Origin of the sequence: Archangium violaceum (genome assembly GCF_016859125.1) — a bacterium.
GTDB lineage: Bacteria > Myxococcota > Myxococcia > Myxococcales > Myxococcaceae > Archangium > Archangium violaceum_A.
Genome location: NZ_CP069338.1, coordinates 3,502,391 through 3,518,520 on the forward strand (window position 1 = coordinate 3,502,391; position 16,130 = coordinate 3,518,520).

Here is a 16,130-nt window from a genome sequence, read left to right on the forward strand (position 1 = left end):
ACGGCAGCCGCATCTCGGTGCTGTGGAGGGCTCCAGGGCGGTAACGGTGCCAGCCGGGCGCGCTCTCACGAACAGTGCCGGGACAGGCGACCGCTTGCCCGTAGCCGGGGGATACCGGGCATCCAGGCCGCTCGCGCCTCAAGTAGCGTCCCCGTCATCGCTCCGGTCGAGCCCGCAGAGCCGTCAAGCCGATGCCCCCTGCCGCAGCAGCTCCGGCACAAGCCCCCGGTGGCTGGGGAGCGATCTGCACGTTCAGGAGGGCCCCATCAGAGGGAGCGCTTCCGCCCGGCTCACGGACCCACGCGCGCGGTGATAGACTCACCTGCACGCACCTGCCGGACGATGGAGCGGTTCTATCTACCGCACGTCCGGCGGACACAAAACGGAGACTGCGAATGACACGACCGACACTCCCCAGCATCGAGTCGCTTGACCTGGACACCTTGATGGCTCAAGCCGAGCGGATCGCTGTTGAACGTTACGACGGGCACTTCACCTTGATGCGGTTCACCACCGGGTGGAAGTGCATGCACGGCACGCCTAACGTGGATGAGGATGGTCGGATCGAGGTATCCGCGCTGCCGACGTTCGGGTCGGCGCGTGAGGCACTGGCCTCGTTCATCTGCGCCGACAAAGTCTCGGCCGCCAGTTGACCCTATGCGCCCGTCGTGTGCCCCCAATGTGCCCCTCCAGCGGGGAATGGGGGCGGAAACGAGGGCACAGGGTGGGATGGGACGGGATGACGAACCCGAGGAGAATCAAGGCGATAGCGGGTAACAGCGCGTCCTGCTTAGGGTTTTCCATCGCCTCGTTCACGGGTTCGATTCCCGCCGCTGAGTCATGCCAACTCGCAAATCTCGCACCGGCTCCCGCTGTTGAATCTGTGGTCGCCCGTCACAGGCTCTCGACCATGTGCGCCCTCGAGCCAAGTGCGGATCGGATGCTCCCGAAAACCTCCTTCCCATCCGCACGGTGTGCAATTCCTCGAAGGGGGCACAGTGGCTGGGTGAAGAAGGGCTTGAGGCGTTGCAACAGCACGTGTCATGCGCGCCTCGGCGGAGTGCTCTCGGACGAAGTTCAGCGATACAAAGGCCAGTTGGAGAATCTGTTCTCCCCTGCGGAACAGGCCACCCTCCTGCGGTGGGTCACTCGATTACTCGGCGACCAACGGGAACTCGAGAATCGCAGCCGCGAATATAAGACGCGTGTGATGATCGCAGGCACCCGCCCCGGTAGATTCAAGCTAATCGAGGAAGCGTCGCTCCCAACGGCGCAGGGTCTCAGGCGGGAAGTCGAGCCCGAAGTTGCTCTCCTCATGATAGAGCCAGGGCTCCAGGACGCGCGCCAACTCCTGGTAGGAGGGAAGCGTGTGGCCCTGTTCGGTGTCTCCCGTTTCTGGGCAGGGGCCGAGAGTGACGACGGCGCGCTCTCCTTCCATCTGCTGGACGGTGGTGCCCGGCGAGGACAGGCGCGAGTGCAGGCCGACCACGCCGCCCAGCTCGCCCAGCACGGGCTGGCCCAGGAAGGTGAGCCAGGAGGGCCCGCGCACCCGCGTGCCGAGGTGCCACGACAGCCAGCTCGGATTGGGGATATCCATGCCCGGGTAGCGGAAGCAGCGCTCGCGGATTTCCCGTAGGACACCGATTGCGTCCGCCTCACCGTTGAATGAGAGACCCGCCTGCCCGAAACAGAAGGGCAGAGGGGCGGCCAGTTCCAGTGCCAGCTCACGCACCCGGTCCGGGCCGTGCTCCTCCAGGTACTCGGTGGGAAGCCAGAAGCTCACCGCGCATGACGCGTCCGGCTCGTCCTCCAGGGAGGGGTCGCCCAACGGTTTACCGGAGTAGTCGAAGCAGTACCGCTGCTCACCGGGAGCTGTGTCGAGCAGGCGGATGAGGGGCCATGGCTCCTCGAGCAGTTCACGCTGGATGCGCTTCCACCCGGCGTCATCGAGCTCCTGTGGACTTCCCTCCTCATCTACGTACCGGCCGAGTGCTCCCGGCCCTAACGCGTGCATATAGGCCTCCAGTGAGTGGAGGACTCCTCGTGCTATCTCCTGATGGGCACGGCGGATGTAGAAACACAGGTTCAGGCCCTCACGAAGCAAGAGGTACCCGTTCGGTGCGGAGATCCGAATGCGGGGGTAGTGCTCGCTCATGGTGTGACTCCCAGCCAGGGGCGGATCTTGAGCGGTCGAACACCCAGGACTTCCTGATACACGTCGTTCTGCCAGCGGCCTGCATGAGGTCCTTGGGTGTATCGACACCAATCAGCGCTGTCACTTCCCACGCATGGGAATTTGTAGTCATAAGCAGCGAGGGGCATAAGCGGATCGCCCGAGTGGATGACGATGTCTGGCTTGATCGTGCCTCGCAACTCGCTGTAGCACCCCTCCTCCTGCAGAGCGGCCTCCTTCTCTGGGCTGATCAGCTCTCGCTGCCGGGTCTGCTTGTTGTAACGATAACGAGGCTCCCGGCTGAAGCCGCCTGGACGCAGCGCACCCAACTCCAGCTCGGCACATTCGAGCGCGACCCTGTGCATCTCCTCGCCGAGGAACATGGCTCGCGTCCTGATCCTGCCCCCGAACTCCTTCTTCTCGCGGCATTCCTCCGGGGTGGGGCTTCTGCCTCCCATCTGCTCGCGGAGCACCTTCTCTCGAGCCATGTTGGCGCACTCCACCAGTTTCTGCTCGATGGCGTTCTTGTGCGCTTCATTCAGCACGACCGCAACCGCGGCGGCGGAGGCTCCCCGCTCAGCCAGATGTTGTGCCGCCTGCGGTACGACGGTCTCCTCTCCTGCCATGCGAGCGCACAGAGCCGGTTGGGTCCGGCAGGAACTCGATGCCGAGTCGAAGGACTGCGCGTAGTGGCCCGGTGCCCCTCCGCGACGCACGACTCCGGCCTGGCAGGCCATGAGGAGCACACTGAGCGGCAGAGCTCCACACCTCAGCCGGAACGCAGGCCCGTCTCGTCGTGTGCATGAGAGAGGACTCATGTGCCCTATGATGGATGGCGGGGAGGCAGCCGGGGCGGGATGTGGGGGGGCAGCGTTTGATTTTCGCCATTCTGGGCGCGGCAGAGGGAAGAAAGAAGCGGCTTCCGTTTCGCCGGCATCCCCATGGGTCATGAGTTGCCGCGCTCGACGTGCCGGGGCAATGGGGAGTCAAGGACAGCTTCGCGACGCTCGACCTCACCCCGAGAGGCTTCACGGAGCTGTTCGCCGCGCGGTGGATCACTCTCTCCCAGGCGGCACCTGTGGCTGCGCCCGCCAGCGGACTCCGTTGGCTCCCGATTCGGGACAAGAGCTCGCTCGCCGCATGGGAAGCCGCCTGGCGCGGCTCCTCGGGTAGTCACCAATCCAAGCAGGGACACACCCTCTTCCGCCCCGCGCTGCTGGACGACGCGAACATCCAGTTCTTCGCCGCTTACGACAACGAAGCCCTCGTCGCCGGCGCCATTGCCTACCGGGCCGCGGGGGTCGTGAGCCTGTCGAACACGTTTTTCGTGGAACCTTCCGCGGAAGCCCTTCCCTTCATCGGTTGGGTGTCCGAGCTCGCGCGGACGCAGGTGCATTCCCGTCGCGCATCGCTCGCCACGAGGGGCTGTCAGCAGAGGACGCGCTCGATGCCGTCCAGGAGTCCTTCCACACCTTTCTCCTGCTGCCCCATGCACGCTCCTTGTCGGACGACCTCGAGGATGCGCGGGCATTGCTTTCGGTGTTGGTTCGCAACGCCACCACCGCGCGATGCCCCACGAAGACGTGGAGACGGTGCGGGAGCTCGCCGAGCCGCAGCCCTCGGTGGACGAGTTGCTCGTGCTCGCCGAGGACCACGTGAAGCTTCGGGGCTGCGTGAACAAGCGCAACCAGGCCGTGGACTCCAGCGCGGCGGGCAGCTCCTCGCCCCCCCTCCCGCGCCGAGGTGCAGCGCGCTCAGGCTTACTGCGGGCAGGCGTCGAGCACGCAGCCGCGCCACTGCCGATCGCAAATGGTCTGGCTGTTGCCGGAGGCGAGGCATTCCTGACGCACGTCCTCGCAATAAAGGCCGCCTGAGCAGATGATGAGCAGATCGTCCCCCGGCGCGATGGCCTCGGACGCCGCGGTGGCCCCGGACGCCGCGGTGGCCCCGAATGCGAAGCCGAACGCGACCAGGGACACGGTGAGCAGCTTGATCTTCACTCGAACTCTCCTTCTCGATGGTTGGAGCTGCACGACATCATTGACGCTCCTCGCGGAGCCGGAGCACGTTACGCGTTGACGGTCGCCGCGGTCCAGGGACTGTTCGGCATTTCGCGACATCGCTGGAGACGGACTCGCCAGCATCTGGTTGCCCTGGATGCCGCCGGTGGGGCTCGGAGGCCGCCCTCCGGGGGAGCCCGGAGGGCCTTGTCCTCGAGGCCTGGTAGTTGGCCTGGAAGCAGAAGAAGTCGCCGTTCACGAAGTAGAAGCCCGTCGAGAGGTTGGTACTCGATGAGCTGGCGCACAGGCTCACGGTGATCTCCGCGCGCTCCCGGTTCATCCCCGACACCACGTAGTCGGAGTCGGAGGACACCAGACGGAACCCGTCCCAGACCGTCCCATCGACCTTCACCAGGAAGAAGCCGTTCAAGCCCTCCTTGGAACGTGTTTCGGTCGGTGGGCTCGAGATGTGTGTCTCGGTCTCATCGCGCACGTGGGCAGACGTGGGCTCCGGGGCTGATGGTCGGTGCCCAAACCGCGACTCACCTTCGACAGCCCGACGCCGCTCGGCTCCCCCGCCACCATCGAGTGGGCGCGCAACACGTTTTACTGAGATGGCCTGTTTGACTAGTATCACTGTTTTGAGTCCATTCAGGACACATACTCGCGAGTCTCATCCATGGTCTTGAACCTCCTCTCGTTCCTTCGTTCCACCTCACGGCGTTTCACCTGCGGCGCCGGCCTTGGATATGCGGTGTTGATGGGGGCCGTGCTCGCGGCCTCCAGCGCACAGGCTCAGTCCAAGCCGCGCCTGCTCGTCACCACGGACATTGGTGGAGATCCCGATGATCAGCAGTCGATGCGGCGGTTGATGCTCTACGCGAACGAGTTCCAGTTCGCGGGGCTGATTGCTTCCGCGGCGGGAACCGCGAGCCAGCTCGAAGACGCGACTCCGCGGCCCGACCTCATCCACGACATCATCGACGACTATGCCGCGGTGCGCCCCAATCTGGTGAAGCACGCCAGCGGCTATCCGGAGGCGGCCACGCTCCATGGGCTGGTGAAGACTGGCACCAAGGACCGTGGCGTGGCGAACCTGGGCCCGGGGCGTTCGACGGAGGCGTCGAACCACATCATTGCCCAGGTGGATGCATCCACGTCGCTGCTGTACGTCGCCATCTGGGGCGGGGCTCACGAACTGGCCCAGGCGCTTCATGACGTGAGGGCCACCCGCACCTCGTCCCAGCTCCAGACGTTCCTCTCGAAGCTGCGCGTCTATGCGATCGCCGACCAGGATGGCACGAGTCCCCAGGGCACGGGTCAGTGGATCAAACAGAACTTCCCGAACCTCCGGTACGTCGAGTCCGGACCGGCGGGCTCTGGTGGCTACACCGCGCTCTTCCGGGGCATGTACCAGAACGACTCCGCGGGCAACGACCGGCCCACGGTGCAACTCGTGGAGACCGCCGTCGTCCCGCTCACCCAGCGGGATTGGGTGAACAGCAACGTGCGCAGCGGTCATGGCCCGCTCGGCGCGGGCTACCCCCTCGTCACCCAGAACCCGACCACCACCCGGAACACCCAGGGCGTGAAGGAAGGTGACACGCCCAGCTGGTTCTACGTGCTGCCCAATGGGCTCCAGGATCCCGAGCAGCCCACGTGGGGTGGCTGGGGCGGCCGCTTCAAGCCGAACGGCGGGCAGAGCTTCGTCGATGCGGAGGATGCGCACGGGTCGTCGGCGGGCAACGCCGATTACAGCACTCGGAGGAAGTGGACGGTGGCCCGCTGGCGCGAGGCGTACCAGAACGACTTCGCGGCGCGCCTGGATTGGAGCAATACGTCGGTCTACGCCAACGCGAACCACCCGCCGGTCGCCGCGTTCAAATCCGATACGAGCAAGCAGATCATCCACCTGTCCGCCGTGTCCGGCAGCACCGTGAGCCTGAGCGCCCTCGGTTCTTCGGACCCGGATGGGGACACGTTGAGCTACCAGTGGTTCCAGTACCGGGAGGCCGGTACCTATTCCGGTGCCGTCACCCTGTCCGGCGGCACCTCGCGGGAGGCCAGCTTCACCGCGCCAACGGTCACCTCTCCGGCCACCGTCCACATCATCCTGACGGTCCGCGACAACGGGAGCCCCCAGCTCACCAGCTACCGCCGGGTCGTGGTGACCGTGTCACCCGCGGGGGGCGGCGGGCCGGCCACGGGGCTGGTGGGCCACTGGAAGCTGGATGAGGGGAGCGGTGGCTCCACCGCGGATGCCTCGGGCCAGCTCGTCACCGGAACGCTGGTCAATGGGCCGGTATGGACCTCTGGCAAGACGGGCAATGCCATCCAGTTCGATGGGGTCGATGACCGTGTCAATCTTGGCAATCCGGAGCACCTGCGCTTCACCGGCGCGATGACGCTGTCCGCCTGGGTGTGGATCGATTCCTTCACGTCCAGTGGCCGCATCATCAACAAGCAGGGTGGCGGTGGCAGCCGGGGCTGGTCATTGAACATCGAGAGTGGTGGTTACGCCTCGTTCCAGATCGCCACGAGCTCGACGACGCTGGTGTACATCAACGGAACCGCGCTGCCCACCAACCAGTGGCTCCATCTCGCCGGCACGTACGAGCCGGGCGTGGCGATGCGGCTCTACGTCAATGGTGTGTTGAATGCATCGCTCACCAGCGGCGTACCCGCGTCCCAGTACAACTCCACGCTGAACGTCGCCATCGGCAGCCGGCCGGGTGGGGGCAATGCCTTCGACGGGAAGATCGACGACGTGCGCATCTACAGCCGAGCGCTCACCGCCGCGGAGATACAGCAGCTCTGAGCATACCGGAGAAGCGCTCCTCTCTTCGTGAGCGCGGGGGCGGGTGGGCCTCCAGAGGGCTCGCCTCTTCCGGCGCGCGGAGGTTCTCCCGACCGCTGTCGAACACCGGGTGTGGCAACCCCCTTGCCGCCGTGCCGCCCGGCTGCTAGCCATGAGTCATTCCGTTGGGGTGCCCCTTCCCGGGGGCTGAGAGGCCAGGTGCCAACCCATCGAACCTGATCCGGCCAGGACCGGCGTAGGGAACGGAGAGCAGCAAGGGCGCGCGATCTCCCGGTCGTGGCCCCGGAGCTTCCTCTGAACCCTCGCCGGTTGCGAAGAGAGGAAGCGCGATGCAGACGCCCACAGCCCTCGCGAGCGCCACCACCGCCCGGAACACCCCGGGCCCGAGCGGCTACACGATCCTCGGCGCCGGGGTCATGGGCCTCTGCACCGCCGTCGAGCTCGCGAGCCGCGGCGGGCGGGTGACGCTGGTCGATCCCCATCCCGAACCGGGCCCCCATGCCTGCTCCTGGTGGGCGGGTGGGATGCTCGCTCCCTTCTGCGAGGGCGAGACGGCCGAGGAGCCGGTCATCCGGCTCGGGCAGACCGCCGCCGACTGGTGGGCGGCGCAGGGGGTGGAGGTCGTCCGCCGTGGCACGCTGGTCCTCGCCCTGGGCCGCGACCGGGCCGAGCTCGACCGCTTCGCCGCCCGGACGCGGGAGCACCGGTGGGTGGGCGGCGAGGAGCTCTCCGCGCTCGAGCCCCATCTCGACGGCCGCTTCCACCGCGGGCTCTTCTTCCCGGCCGAGGCGCATCTGACGCCGCGCGTGGCCCTCGCCACCCTGCGTGCCCGTGCCGCGGCGCTCGGCGTCGCCTTCGCTCGGACCGCGCCCGAGGGGCAGCGCATCGACTGCCGGGGCCTCGCCGCGCGCGACGCGCTCCCCGAGCTCCGCGGCGTGAAGGGCGAGATGCTGGTGCTGCGCCTCCCCGACCTGGCCCTCTCGCGCCCGATCCGGCTCCTCCACCCGCGCATTCCCATCTACCTCGTCCCCCGCGGCGACGGCATCTACATGCTCGGCGCCACGATGATCGAAAGCGCCGAGCGTGGGCGAGCGAGTGTCCGCTCGGTCCTGGAGCTCCTCAGCGCCGCCTACGCGCTGCACCCGGCCTTCGGCGAGGCGGAGATCCTCGAGATCGGCACCGATGCGCGGCCCGCCTTCCCCGACAACGTCCCACGCCTCATCCAGCGCGACGGCACGCTCTTCCTCAACGGCCTCTACCGCCACGGCTACCTGATGGCACCGGTGCTGGCGCGGATGGCGGCCGACCACCTCCTGTCCGGCGAACCCGTGGAGCTCCTGCGATGAAAATCATTGTGAATGGCGAGACACGCGAGACGGCGAGCGAGACGCTCGGCGCGCTCCTCCTCGAACTGGGCCATGGCGAGGCCAAGGTCGCGACGGCCGTGAACGAGGCCTTCGTGCCCGCCACCGCGCGCGACGGGCTGCGTCTCACCGCGGGCGACCGGGTGGAGATCGTGACGCCCAGGCAGGGGGGCTGAGCCAATGCCTGTCTTCTACGGAACCGAAGTCGCCTCGCCGCTGATGCTGGGCACCGCGCAATATCCCTCGCCCGCCGTGCTGGCCGAGGCCTTCCGCCGTTCGGGCGCGGGCGTCGCCACCGTGTCGGTCCGCCGCGAGGCGGGGGGCGAGCGGGCGGGGCAGGATTTCTGGCGCCTGATTTCAGGGCTCGGCGTGCGGGTGCTCCCCAACACCGCCGGTTGCCACAGCGTCCGCGAGGCGGTCACCACGGCCCAGATGGCGCGCGAGCTCTTCGAGACCGAGTGGATCAAGCTCGAGGTGATTGGCAATGCGGACACGCTCCAGCCGGACCCCTTCGGCCTGGTCGAGGCGGCGCGGCTCCTCGTGGCCGAGGGCTTCAAGGTCTTCCCCTACATGACGGAGGATCTGGTGCTCGCCGACCGCCTCTTGCAGGTGGGCTGCGAGGTGCTGATGCCCTGGGGCGCGCCGATAGGTACGGGGCTGGGGCTGCTCAATCCCTACGGCCTGCGCAGCCTGCGCGCGCACTTCCCCGACGTGCCGATGGTGATCGACGCGGGGCTGGGCCTGCCGAGCCAGGCGGCCGCGGCGATGGAGATGGGCTTCGACGCGGTGCTCCTGAACACCGCCGTCGCCAAGGCGGGAGACCCCGCGGCGATGGCCGAGGGCTTCGCGAAGGCGCTGGAGGCCGGGCGCCTGGCCCGCGGTGCCGGCCCGATGCCGCCGCGCGATATGGCCGCCCCCTCCACGCCCGTGATTGGAAAGGCCTTCCTGTGAAGCTCGACCGCTTCTACCCGATCTTCGACGACGTGGCGTGGCTGCCCCGGGCGCTCCCCCTGGGCGTGAAGCTCGTCCAGCTCCGCCTCAAGAACCGCGAGCCGGACGAGCTGCGCCGCCAGGTCGCCGCCGCCCGAGACCTCTGCCGTAAGGCCGGCGCCGTGCTGGTGGTCAACGACTATTGGCAGCTCGCCATCGAGGAGGGCTGCGACTGGCTGCATCTGGGGCAGGAGGATCTGGACGGTGCGGACCTCCCCGCCATCCGCCGCGCGGGGCTGCGCCTCGGCATCAGCACCCATGACCCCGCCGAGCTCGACCGTGCCCTCTCGCTCGAGCCCGACTACGTCGCGCTGGGGCCGGTCTATCCCACCGTCCTCAAGCAGATGAAGTGGCACCAGCAGGGGCTGGAGCGGGTGACGGAATGGAAGCGCCTGATTGGAGATCTCCCCCTCGTCGCCATCGGCGGCATGAGCACCGCCCGCGCCCCGGGCGTCTTCGCGGCGGGGGCCGACATCGTCTCGGTGGTGACGGACATCACGCTGAACCCCAACCCCGAGGCGCGGATCGCCGAATGGATGGAGGTGACGCGGTGAGCCGCTATGCCAGACAGACGGCCGTGCTGGGGGAGGGCGCTCAGGAGCGGCTCCGGGCGGCGCGGATCCTCGTCGTGGGGGCGGGGGGCCTGGGCGCGCCGGTGCTGCAATACCTCGTCGGGGCTGGGGTGGGGCACATCCGCCTCGTCGAGCCCGACAGGGTGGAGGAGAGCAACCTGCACCGCCAGACGCTCTTCCGCATGGGAGACCTCGGCCAGCCCAAGGCCGAGGCCTGTGCCCGCCACCTCGCCGGGCTCAACCCGGAGAGCGTGGTGGAGCCCGTGGTGGCCGCGCTGGAGCCCGCCAACGCCCCGAGGCTCATCGAGGGCTGCGAGCTGATCCTCGACTGCGCCGACAGTTTCGCGGTCAGCTACATCCTCTCGGACGTGTGCCTCGCGAGGGGCCTCCCGTTCGTCTCCGCCTCCGTCACGGGGCGCGAGGGCTATGCGGGTGGCTTCTGCGGCGGCGCACCGAGCCTGCGCGCGGTCTTCCCCGACCTGCCGCAGCGGATGGGCAGCTGTGCCGAGACCGGAGTGCTCGGTCCTGTCGTGGGTGTCATCGGAGCGATGCAGGCGCAGATGGCGCTGGCGCTGCTGGCGGGGGAGACAGGTGTCCTCGGGCGGCTCGTCACCTTCGACGGCGCGACCTTCCGCGCGGGAGGCTTCCGCTTCGACGGGGCGGAGGAGCCCGCGCATGCGCCGCGCTTCGTCTCCCCCTCGGAGATTACTCCAGGAGACCTGACCATCGACCTGCGCGGGGCGGAGGAGGCCCCGCTGATCCACCCGGCCGCGAGGCGCCTGAGCGTGGCGGAGGTCGGCCCCGGCATGGAGCTGCCCGAACCGGGCCAGCGCGCCGTGCTCGTGTGCCGCTCCGGCCTGCGCGCCTGGAGGGCGGCGGAACGCCTCGCGGCTATCTGGCCCGGAGACATAGCCCTCGTCGCCGCGGGCGACCCCAGTGGAAATCAATCATGAAACAGGCGGCCTCCACCGCCGCGCTCCTCGCGGCATCGCCCGCCGCGGCGGCGGACCAGCCGAACACGGACACGTTCAAGGAGCAGATGGTGAAGCGGATGCTGGGGCCGCCGCTGGCCGATGTCTCCTCAACGCACCTTCGCGACATGCCCAGAGAAGTGTCAAAGGGTTCGCTTCGGAAGGTGTGTACCTGTCCGAAGCTCGGCGCCTTGGGAGAGTGGGCAACTGCCCCGGTCTACCCGTCACAGGTCAGTCAGCGCCGCCGTACGACTCGTTGCACTCGACGTCCTCGGCTTCGGCCTCGTACTCCGAGATGGCCTTCATACAATCGTCGCGTGTGGCGTTCTCGCAGGCTCCGCGCACGGCGTTGTACAACGCTGTCTGGCGTGCGATGGAGCAGGGCGTCGAGCCCTCGTAGTTGGGGCCACACAGGCTCGACTCGCGCCCCGTGGTCTGCTCCTTCACGGCAATCTTCCCGTTCTTTACCGAGAAGCGGCGCGTGCGGAACTCGACCTCGGCGAAGGAGTCGCCCTTGCAGTCGCTCAACGCGTCTTTCGTGGTGAGCACCACCGTTTTGCCATCCAGCGTGAGGTCGCTCACGGTCGCGAAGTCGGGCTGCATGTGCGTCCACTCGTCGATGACCTGCTCACCCTTTGTCAGGCGGGCCTTGACCGAGTAGGAGGCGGCCACGAACTCGGAGTCCGAATCGATGGTCGCCTCCACGGAGACCTTCAGCGTACCGGCTGGGACGAGCACCTCCTCGGAGCTGGTAATGACGGCGGGCTCGTCTGGGGAGGGCTCGTAGTACCATTCCCGCCGCGGTGTGGTGACGCTCGGGCACGAGAGCTTCGCCACCTCTCCTTCCGCGGGCACGGCCCGCCCATAGACCCCCGGGTAGAACTGTCGCGCCCGGCGGAGCAGCGCGTGGCCCTCCACGGAGGAACAGGCGCCGAGCACCGCGATGTGGAAGCCGGGATTGAGGCCCCGCACCTCACTGGAGAACAGACGGACCAGCGGAGCCGATGACTTGAAGCCGCGGTCCGTGAAGTCCTTCATCGCACGCTCGGCGTCGATTTCAATACGAGAGCACCGGGCGAAGTAGATCCTTCGAGTCCAATACCTCCTGGACCCTGCGAGCGAGCGAGAGGTGCTGTGGGTTGGATGCGCTGAGTCGCTCGGGCGCGAGGATGATCAGCGTGCCCTTGTCCTCGACAGGTTCGACCCGGACGGGTGCCGGCAGTGGAGGCACCTCCCCGCGTGTTCGGGACAGGTACGTGAGCCACCCCACGAAGCCTCTGGGATCTCTCTTCAATCTCAGCGCGTGACGAAACTCATCCGTGGCGATGACGCCGAAGAGCGGCTCCCACGCGAGCACCAGGGCCCGCAGTACGTTCACCAGGACGGGAGCCGCCACCACACGCGTGCCCACGGGCTCCACGTCCGTCCGGGGGAGATAAATCAGGCAGCAATTGGGGTAGGCCCCGGACGCATCTCCACAGGTGAGGTTCACCATGCCCCCGCGCCCGTCTTCCGCGTGACCTGTCCAGGCCCCGAGGCTGAAACCATCCCGGCCGAGCTGGTTCTCCTCCCGCTGAAAGAAGCGCAGGAACGTCGCAGGGTCCGGCGTGAACTCACGCTGGAGCGCCTCTTCCTCCGTGTCCCCCTGCTCATACCAACGAGCGTAAATCTCGTCGCATTGAGAGAGGAGGCGAAAGAAAGTCGCCGAGCGCCGGGCGCACTCCTCCGCGGATTCGAGCCGGGCAGGCCAGTAGACGCCTGCATAGTATCTCTCCGTCATGGGCATCCCTCACTGCACCGCGCGCTGGTAGACCACCTCGATACCGGGAAGGCCCGCCTTCTCAAGCATCTTCTCGAGAATACCGACCATCTCCGGTTCCGCCACGTACCACCGAATGGGGACTCCATTGGCCACCCTGCTCTGGCGTCTGGCGGTTTCAAGGAGCTTCTTGGCGCCTTGAAAATACTCCTTGGGATCGAGGTTCTTGTCGAAGTGCTTGGCATAGTTGAACGCCTTGCCGTCCTGCAGGACACCCTCCGAGAGGCTGTAGCCGTCAAAGTCAGCCTTCTCGCCGTTCCTCCACACGCGGTACACCCAACCCCGCGGGGCGCCCGTCACCTGGGACTGGTAGCTCCGAGAGTCCTCCGACATGCTCTCGTTGGCGGGTTCCCATTTCCCGGGCCCGCCAACGGGAGGCCACCCACCACCGCCACCTGCCCCCTGGGCGCCCGTGTTGGCCATGTGCAGGACGTAGGTGGCACTCAGCGCGTTGCCCGCCACTGCGATGGCTCCTCCGACGGGCACCGCCACCAGGCGTACCGCGAGGAGCCCGTCCCCCGAGAGCGACAGCAGTGGGACGGTTTTGCTCCCGAGCGTTCCGCCCCACGAGGCTGCCTTCGCAGCTCCCGCCCCCGAGGTGCCCACCGTCAGGAGCATGCCCGTCGCGAGCCTGGAGACGGTGCGCACCTTTTCCGCATGAGGTTTGTGGCGGAACTCCTCCCACAGCCGCGGCGAGTTCTCGTAGAGCTGCCGCACGGCGCCCGGGAGCTGCGCCAGCCCCTCGAGCGTCTCGCCCGTGTAGAAGACGAGCCGGTAGAGGCCCTCCACCATATCCACCACCGCCAGCACGGCCCCCTCGGCCACCGCGAGCCCGGGGTTGTCGTCGGGCTCGTAGATGCCCGCTGGCCGGGCTCCCTTCGGCACCTCGAGCTTTTCGTCCACCAGGAAGAGGCGCCCGCCATCGATTGCGTAGAAGGGGCCCACCTCGAAGCGCCCGGCTCGCAGCGTCCCGTCCTCGGCCAGCACCACCTGGCCAGCCTTCTGGAGCGCCACACCGGAGGCCGCCTTCACCAGGTAGCCGTCCGGGCGCAGCACCAGCAGTCGCGAGAAGCGCCGCATGCGCGTATGGAGCTCGTCTCGCGTCACCAACTCCCCACCCGTGGCGACCTCCAGGAGCAGGTGCGCCGCCATGCGTCGCGGGCCGAAGTTGCGCAGCGTCACCGGTGTGGAGAGCAGGTGTGGCAGCAGCGCCAACGCCTGTTGGGGCGACAGCGTGCTCCCGTCTCCGGGTACCGAGGTGATGGGCACCCCGGCCTGTACGAGGAAGCCCTGGACGTAGTCGAGGGTCATGGGCACCTCGAAGGGCCGACCGTCGCCTACCCCATCCGGCCATCCGACGTCCTTCCCCACCAGGTACTCTTGCGCGTTCTCCTTGCTCGCGCAGCGGGAGAGGCGCCGAGGCCGTACCGCCGCCACGTCGCCCCCAGCCGCGCTCACCTCAACCACTCCGAGGTTTTCGCCGTCCTCCGCGCCGGCGTCAGCGGTCTCCAGCTCCTCGCGGGGAGCGTCGGGCCTCGTCGCGGATGACGCCTGGGCCCGCCGAGGACATTCCTCCGCATCTGGGCTCACCCGCTGAGAGCGCTCCCAGTGGCGTGCGGTGCCAGCCAGCGTCCCGCCCATGGGGTAGCCCGTGGCACACGCCGTCAGCAGCCCAAGTACCAACAGCGCCAGCGCCCCCATGGCCCACCAGGCCCGGTCCCGAGCGCTCGGCCAGGCCTCGAGCTGTGTACCGGGGCCCTTTCCCGCCCCAGGACTCCGGTGCTCCTCTGCCATGACGCTGGCCTTTCCCCAGGTGCGATAGCCCTGAAGAATAGGATACGGGATGGTCAACCATACTGGGGAAGTCTCGCACGGGCCTTCAGAGTTGGCCCCCAGGCTTGATAGAGCCGAGCCAGCAGCGCTCAGCGCGCCGTGCTCGTGTGCCGCTCCGGCCTGCGCGCCTGGAGGGCGGCGGAACGCCTCGCGGCTATCTGGCCCGGAGACATAGCCCTCGTCGCCGCGGGCGACCCCAGTGGAAATCAATCATGAAACAGGCGGCCTCCACCGCCGCGCTCCTCGCGGCATCGCCCGCCGCGGCGGCGGACCAGCCGAACACGGACACGTTCAAGGAGCAGATGGTGAAGCGGATGCTGGGGCCGCCGCTGGCCGATGTCTCCTCAACGCACCTTCGCGACATGCCCAGAGAAGTGTCAAAGGGTTCGCTTCGGAAGGTGTGTACCTGTCCGAAGCTCGGCGCCTTGGGAGAGTGGGCAACTGCCCCGGTCTACCCGTCACAGGTCAGTCAGCGCCGCCGTACGACTCGTTGCACTCGACGTCCTCGGCTTCGGCCTCGTACTCCGAGATGGCCTTCATACAATCGTCGCGTGTGGCGTTCTCGCAGGCTCCGCGCACGGCGTTGTACAACGCTGTCTGGCGTGCGATGGAGCAGGGCGTCGAGCCCTCGTAGTTGGGGCCACACAGGCTCGACTCGCGCCCCGTGGTCTGCTCCTTCACGGCAATCTTCCCGTTCTTTACCGAGAAGCGGCGCGTGCGGAACTCGACCTCGGCGAAGGAGTCACCCTTGCAGTCGCTCAACGCGTCTTTCGTGGTGAGCACCACCGTTTTGCCATCCAGCGTGAGGTCGCTCACGGTCGCGAAGTCGGGCTGCATGTGCGTCCACTCGTCGATGACCTGCTCACCCTTCGTCAGGCGGGCCTTGACCGAGTAGGAGGCGGCCACGAACTCGGAGTCCGAATCGATGGTCGCCTCCACGGAGACCTTCAGCGTACCGGCTGGGACGAGCACCTCCTCGGAGCTGGTAATGACGGCGGGCTCGTCTGGGGAGGGCTCGTAGTACCATTCCCGCCGCGGTGTGGTGACGCTCGGGCACGAGAGCTTCGCCACCTCTCCTTCCGCGGGCACGGCCCGCCCATAGACCCCCGGGTAGAACTGTCGCGCCCGGCGGAGCAGCGCGTGGCCCTCCACGGAGGAACAGGCGCCGAGCACCGCGATGTGGAAGCCGGGATTGAGGCCCCGCACCTCACTGGAGAACAGACGGACCAGCGGAGCCGATGACTTGAAGCCGCGGTCCGTGAAGTCCTTCATCGCACGCTCGGCGTCGGCGGGCGTCTTGCCCCCGCCCCAGATGACGAGCGTCACGCGCTTCGCGGTATCGGCGCTCTTCTTCTGCTTTTTCGGAGGCGCGGCCTGCGCGGCGGACGTGCAGAGCAAGAGGGTCAGAAGCGAGGGGATGAGGAAGGGGAGAAGGCGTTGGCGCATGCTGTGCCGGACGTTAGCACCTGCACCGTGGAGCCAACCGGGGCAAGCCCGACTCGCCACCAAAGAGCGTGTTCTTCTGCCCGTTCGGCCTCGTCTGAGGCATCCCCTCATTTCAATACGAGAGCAATCTCCGAGTGGGGACTC

Annotated in this window: 15 protein-coding genes and 1 riboswitch; of the genes, 7 read left to right on the plus strand and 8 right to left on the minus strand. The window is 67.6% G+C overall.

Annotated features, from left to right (window positions below; translation table 11 throughout):
* Window positions 1-395: 395 nt before the first annotated feature.
* Window positions 396-653, plus strand: a complete 258-nt coding sequence (locus tag JQX13_RS15090) for a hypothetical protein (RefSeq protein ID WP_203409716.1) — start codon at window positions 396-398, stop codon at window positions 651-653.
* 590 nt (window positions 654-1,243) lie between these two features.
* Here the strand turns inward: JQX13_RS15090 and JQX13_RS15095 are convergent.
* From JQX13_RS15095 to JQX13_RS15110, 4 genes are all read right to left on the minus strand, one after another.
* Complete coding sequence (locus JQX13_RS15095; RefSeq protein ID WP_239014759.1) at window positions 1,244-2,014, minus strand: DUF3396 domain-containing protein; 771 nt, start codon at window positions 2,012-2,014, stop codon at window positions 1,244-1,246.
* Between the two features lie 137 nt (window positions 2,015-2,151).
* A complete protein-coding gene (locus JQX13_RS15100) occupies window positions 2,152-2,799 on the minus strand; it encodes a hypothetical protein (protein WP_203409718.1) in 648 nt (215 codons plus the stop codon).
* Between the two features lie 1,134 nt (window positions 2,800-3,933).
* Window positions 3,934-4,173, minus strand: a complete 240-nt coding sequence (locus JQX13_RS15105) for a hypothetical protein (protein ID WP_203409719.1) — start codon at window positions 4,171-4,173, stop codon at window positions 3,934-3,936.
* Window positions 4,174-4,210: 37 nt separating this feature from the next.
* On the minus strand, window positions 4,211-4,603 hold the full coding sequence (locus JQX13_RS15110; RefSeq protein WP_203409720.1) for a hypothetical protein: 393 nt from the start codon (window positions 4,601-4,603) through the stop codon (window positions 4,211-4,213).
* Window positions 4,604-4,852: 249 nt separating this feature from the next.
* On the opposite strand from JQX13_RS15110, the gene JQX13_RS15115 reads away from it, so the two are divergent.
* The 6 genes from JQX13_RS15115 (at window position 4,853) to JQX13_RS15140 (ending at window position 10,870) form a co-directional block, all read left to right on the plus strand.
* The gene (locus tag JQX13_RS15115; protein WP_203409721.1) at window positions 4,853-6,991 is read left to right on the plus strand and encodes a nucleoside hydrolase-like domain-containing protein; all 2,139 of its coding nucleotides are present in this window, start codon (window positions 4,853-4,855) and stop codon (window positions 6,989-6,991) included.
* A gap of 155 nt (window positions 6,992-7,146) precedes the next feature.
* A riboswitch (TPP riboswitch) is annotated at window positions 7,147-7,250 on the plus strand.
* A gap of 70 nt (window positions 7,251-7,320) precedes the next feature.
* Window positions 7,321-8,337: an FAD-dependent oxidoreductase gene (locus JQX13_RS15120; protein WP_239014760.1), complete on the plus strand. Its 1,017-nt coding sequence runs from the start codon at window positions 7,321-7,323 to the stop codon at window positions 8,335-8,337.
* The gene (gene thiS, locus JQX13_RS15125) at window positions 8,334-8,531 is read left to right on the plus strand and encodes a sulfur carrier protein ThiS (RefSeq protein ID WP_203409722.1); all 198 of its coding nucleotides are present in this window, start codon (window positions 8,334-8,336) and stop codon (window positions 8,529-8,531) included. Before JQX13_RS15120 ends, thiS begins: the two co-directional genes overlap by 4 nt.
* Window positions 8,532-8,535: 4 nt before the next feature.
* Complete coding sequence (locus JQX13_RS15130; RefSeq protein WP_203409723.1) at window positions 8,536-9,306, plus strand: thiazole synthase; 771 nt, start codon at window positions 8,536-8,538, stop codon at window positions 9,304-9,306.
* Window positions 9,303-9,899: a thiamine phosphate synthase gene (locus tag JQX13_RS15135; protein ID WP_203409724.1), complete on the plus strand. Its 597-nt coding sequence runs from the start codon at window positions 9,303-9,305 to the stop codon at window positions 9,897-9,899. The genes JQX13_RS15130 and JQX13_RS15135 overlap by 4 nt, the downstream gene beginning before the upstream one ends.
* Window positions 9,896-10,870 (plus strand): HesA/MoeB/ThiF family protein, encoded by a 975-nt coding sequence (locus JQX13_RS15140; RefSeq protein WP_203409725.1) that lies wholly within the window; start codon window positions 9,896-9,898, stop codon window positions 10,868-10,870. The genes JQX13_RS15135 and JQX13_RS15140 overlap by 4 nt, the downstream gene beginning before the upstream one ends.
* Window positions 10,871-11,119: 249 nt before the next feature.
* Here JQX13_RS15140 and JQX13_RS15145 read toward each other — a convergent pair whose 3' ends face one another.
* From JQX13_RS15145 to JQX13_RS15160, 4 genes are all read right to left on the minus strand, one after another.
* Window positions 11,120-11,926: a hypothetical protein gene (locus tag JQX13_RS15145; RefSeq protein WP_203409726.1), complete on the minus strand. Its 807-nt coding sequence runs from the start codon at window positions 11,924-11,926 to the stop codon at window positions 11,120-11,122.
* Window positions 11,927-11,945: 19 nt separating this feature from the next.
* A complete protein-coding gene (locus JQX13_RS15150) occupies window positions 11,946-12,668 on the minus strand; it encodes an immunity 52 family protein (RefSeq protein ID WP_203409727.1) in 723 nt (240 codons plus the stop codon).
* A gap of 9 nt (window positions 12,669-12,677) precedes the next feature.
* Window positions 12,678-14,501, minus strand: a complete 1,824-nt coding sequence (locus tag JQX13_RS15155) for a Tox-REase-5 domain-containing protein (RefSeq protein WP_203409728.1) — start codon at window positions 14,499-14,501, stop codon at window positions 12,678-12,680.
* Between the two features lie 504 nt (window positions 14,502-15,005).
* Window positions 15,006-15,986, minus strand: a complete 981-nt coding sequence (locus JQX13_RS15160) for a hypothetical protein (RefSeq protein WP_203409729.1) — start codon at window positions 15,984-15,986, stop codon at window positions 15,006-15,008.
* Window positions 15,987-16,130: the final 144 nt, after the last annotated feature.